Source organism: Streptomyces niveiscabiei, assembly GCF_001419795.1.
GTDB classification, from domain to species: domain Bacteria; phylum Actinomycetota; class Actinomycetes; order Streptomycetales; family Streptomycetaceae; genus Streptomyces; species Streptomyces niveiscabiei.
This window is the reverse complement of the sequence record NZ_LIRL01000855.1, coordinates 1-3,721: the sequence shown is the minus strand read 5'-3', so window position 1 is coordinate 3,721 and position 3,721 is coordinate 1. Positions and strand designations below refer to the sequence as shown.

4 protein-coding genes and 1 pseudogene are annotated in these 3,721 nt (G+C 71.6%); all 5 read left to right on the top strand.

Going from position 1 to position 3,721, the window contains the following annotated elements; translation table 11 throughout:
- The first annotated feature begins 66 nt into the window (after positions 1 to 66).
- Positions 67 to 834 (top strand): hypothetical protein, encoded by a 768-nt coding sequence (locus AOK24_RS35515; RefSeq protein WP_055724090.1) that lies wholly within the window; start codon positions 67 to 69, stop codon positions 832 to 834.
- 17 nt (positions 835 to 851) lie between these two features.
- Positions 852 to 1,109 carry a hypothetical protein gene (locus AOK24_RS35510; RefSeq protein WP_055724089.1) on the top strand — a complete coding sequence of 86 codons (258 nt, stop codon included), beginning with the start codon at positions 852 to 854 and terminating at the stop codon, positions 1,107 to 1,109.
- Between the two features lie 91 nt (positions 1,110 to 1,200).
- Positions 1,201 to 2,385, top strand: coding sequence for a DNA cytosine methyltransferase (locus tag AOK24_RS35505; RefSeq protein ID WP_079057166.1), 1,185 nt, complete (start codon positions 1,201 to 1,203; stop codon positions 2,383 to 2,385).
- The gene (locus tag AOK24_RS35500; protein WP_055724088.1) at positions 2,382 to 3,230 is read left to right on the top strand and encodes a bifunctional DNA primase/polymerase; all 849 of its coding nucleotides are present in this window, start codon (positions 2,382 to 2,384) and stop codon (positions 3,228 to 3,230) included. Before AOK24_RS35505 ends, AOK24_RS35500 begins: the two co-directional genes overlap by 4 nt.
- 2 nt (positions 3,231 to 3,232) lie before the next feature.
- A pseudogene (locus AOK24_RS35495) lies at positions 3,233 to 3,721 on the top strand (ATP-binding protein); the annotation flags it as partial.

The window sequence follows — 3,721 nt, the reverse complement described above, 5'->3', positions numbered from 1 at the left end:
GTCAACATCCGCAAAGCCGTCATCAAGCGCAACCACTTCCACGGCTGACCAGGAAGGACAGGCCACGTGACGTTACACGTCGTCCAGTTCAGCGGCGGGATCGGCTCGTTCGGTGCCGCTGTACGGGTCGCGGAGAGGCACGGCACCAGCAGTCTGGTGCTGCTGATCGCGGACACCGGGATCGAGGACCCGGACCTGTGGCGGTTCGCCGACGACACCAGCCGCCTGCTGGGCGTTCCGCTGACCAAGGTGAGCGACGGCCGCACCCCCTGGGAAGTCTTCCGCGACAAGCGGTTCCTGGGCAACGACCGGATCACCCCCTGCACCACCTACCTGAAGCAGAAGCCCTGCCGGGCCTGGATGAACGACAACGCCCCGCCCGGCGACTCCCTGATCTACATCGGTATCGAGAACGCCCCGCGTGACCGGGCCCGTATCCCCGCCATCGCCCGGAACTGGAAGCCGTGGCACACCCGCTTCCCTCTCTGCGCGAAACGCGAACCCGTCCGCGCCAAAGCCAAGCTGCTGGACGAAGCCCGCGCGCTGGGCGTCCAGCCGCCGCGCATGTACGAACTCGGCTTCGCCCACAACAACTGCGGCGGCACCTGCGTCCGCGCCGGGCAGAAGCAGTGGAAACACACCCTGGACGTCCTGCCCGACCGGTTCGCCCACGCCGAAGCCCAGGAAGAGAGCCTGCGGGAACTGCTGGGCGACGTCTCCATCCTGCGTGAACGCCGCAAAGGCACCGGCTATCCCCTGCCGCTCGCCGAACTCCGCCGACGCCACCACGCCACCCCGCCCGCCTGGCAGCAACCCTTCCTCGACGCCGCCTGACCGAAAGGCCGACAACCGTGATCCGACCGCGCATCCGCGTCATCGGCTGGCCGCGCCGCGCGCTGGCCCTCACCGATGCCCCCCGCCGCAACTGTCCCGACTGCAACGGCGCCGGAAGCATCGAGGACGCCTTCGTCGACGAATTCGGCGAGTACGCCGGGAGCAACTGGTGGTTCTGCGACTGCTGGACCGACTGGACCCTCCCCCTCCTGCCCCTGCCCAGGTGGCTGCGCCGCCGCCCGCGCGGCAGCTACAGCGACGAACCGCCCTTCTAGCCACGCCAAGAGCGGCCCCCTTGTCTCGCCAAAGTCACGGGGCCGCTCTTGCCAGACCAGCACCTTCAACAGGAACTGGAGAGCACCCAGCATGACCCAACAGCGTGTTTTCAGCGAGACCCCCTCGACCCCGGCCACCCTTTCTAGGTACGGCGGGGGTGGCCTCACGGTCCCCGGCGGCATCGTCGAACTGTTCCGGGGGCCCGGCGGGTGGGCGGAGGGGTTGCGTCTGCTCGGTCTGGCCGACGTCGGGCTGGAGTGGGACGCCGCCGCGTGCCGCACCGCGCTCGCCGCCGGTCACGCGACCGTTCAGGCCGACGTCGCCGCCCACCCCACCGCCCCGTTCGCGGGCCGGACCAGGGGCCTGATCGCGTCGCCCCCGTGCCAGGCGTGGTCGCGCGCCGGGAAACGCGGCGGGATCGCCGATCAGGCGCTCGTGCACCAGGCGGTTCACGACCTCGCCCACGGCCGCGACACCCGCGCCGAACTCCTCACCCGCTGCAAGGACGAACGGTCCCTGCTCGCGGCGGAACCGATGCGCTGGCTGTACGACCTGCGCCCCGAGTGGGTGTGCCTGGAAGAGGTCCCCGACGTCCAGCCGCTGTTCGAGCAGATCGGGCAGATCCTCCGGGGATGGGGATACAGCGTGTGGCTCGGTGTCCTCAACGCCGCCGACTACGGCGTCCCGCAGACCCGCAGGCGGGTGATCCTCATCGCCTCCCGCGTCCGCCGGGTGAGCGCGCCCGCGCCGACCCGCAGCCAGCACGCTGCTGCTGGCCTGTTCGGTGACGACCTGCCCCGCTGGACCACGATGGCCGATGCTCTCGGCTGGGGAGCCACGGACCGCCCCGCGCCCACCGTCACCGCCGGCGGCGGCAGGACCGGAGGCCCCGAGCCGTTCCCGACCCAGGCGCGCGCCGCGCTGCTCGCCGCCCAGCGGCGCGGCGCGTGGGTCCTGCACACCAACCGCAACCAGCAGCCCGACGGCACCCGACAGACCGCCGACCCCTACACCGGCCCCGCCCCCACCTTCACCGCCAAGTCCGGCGGCCAGTGGGTGCTGCACGGAGGCTCCCCGCAAGAGCCGGACACCGTCCGCATCACCGTCGCCGAGGCCGCCGTCCTCCAGTCGTTCCGGCCCGACTACCCGTTCCAGGGCACCAAGACCAAACAGTTCGAACAGGTCGGCAACGCCGTGCCCCCGCTGCTCGCTGCACACATCGTCTCCGTCCCCACCGGCATCCCGGTCCGCTCGGCCCTGCGAGCGGCGGCATGAACACGGTGCCCGAAGTCCTGCGGGTCGCCCTCGCCCTCGCGGCGGACGGCGTCCCGGTTCTGCCCCTGCGCGCGGGCAAGGTCCCGTTCGGTAACTGCCGCACCTGCAAGGACAACGCGTGCGGCGGCCGGCCGAACATGAAGACACCGGGCCCCTGCCAGTGCGTGTTGCCGTGCCACGCGTGGGCCGCCGCCACCACCGACCCGTGCACCCTCACCTCCCCGGCGTGGGCGCCCGCGTGGCGGGAGGCGGTGACCGTGGCCTACCACCCCGGCGGCGCTGGACTCACCGTCGTCGACCTCGACGACGAGGCGGCCGTCGCGTGGGCGCGCGCCACCCTGCCCGCGACACGGACCGTGGCGACGACGCGGGGTGAGCACTGGATCTACCGGGGCACCATGCCGTCGCCGAACGCGGTCCGGGCCGGCGTCGACATCAAGTCCCTTATGTCGTACGCCCGTTGGCTCGGACCCGGCACCGGCCCCACCGCCTCTCTTCCGCCGGTTGTGCGCGCTCTGGCAGTAAAGGAACCGTCCCCGGCCCGCAGGGCGCCTCAGGGCCTCTCCGTACCCCTGAGGGGTCACGGCGGTGAATGCCCGCACCGTACGCCCATCTATCTCGAACGCGGCGTCGCCATGGCCGTGCAGCGCATCACCGACGCCCGCAGCGCGGTGCACACGACTGTCTACCGCACGTTCCTCGCGGTGCTGTCGACGCACGGCCGGTGCGGCTGTCTCACCGACACCCACGTCAACCGGCTGTTCACCGCCGCACAGGCCAAGGGCGAGACCCCCCGCCACTGCACCGACGCGTGGACCAACGCCCTCACCCGACTGGGGATGTGACCGTGTCCGACGACGACAAGCCCCCCGCCCGGCAGGTCATCACCGACTACGCGCAGTCCCACTTCCGGTACTTCCGCACCGTCGACGGAACCGTCTACGCCCAGCGCACCGGCCACCCCGTCGCCCGCCCGATCCGCTCCCAGGGCACCACCGGGAGCCACCGCCAGGAACTCATGGTCGGCCTCTTCCGCGACGGGGTCGGCGTCTTCAACGGAACCGCCCTCAAGGAGGCGTTGGACTTGATCGAGGCACTCGCCCTCACCGAACAGGTACAGCCCACCCACATCCGCGTCGCCCCCGGCTTCGACGGCGCCACCTGGCTCGACCTCGGCCGCGACGACGGACAGTCCGTGCGCATCCACCCCACCGGCTGGGACATCCGCACCCCCGACCCGCAGGATGTGGGCTGGCGGCGCACCCAGCTCACCGGGGAACGCCCCCTCCCGGTCCGCGCCACCAACGGCAAGGGCATCGGCCCTGTCCCTTATAAC

Excerpts from the sequence above, each read along its gene's own strand:
- AOK24_RS35505 (WP_079057166.1), top strand. The coding sequence starts at position 1,201 with ATGACCCAACAGCGTGTTTTCAGCGAGACCCCCTCGACCCCGGCCACC.
- AOK24_RS35500 (WP_055724088.1), top strand. The coding sequence starts at position 2,382 with ATGAACACGGTGCCCGAAGTCCTGCGGGTCGCCCTCGCCCTCGCGGCG.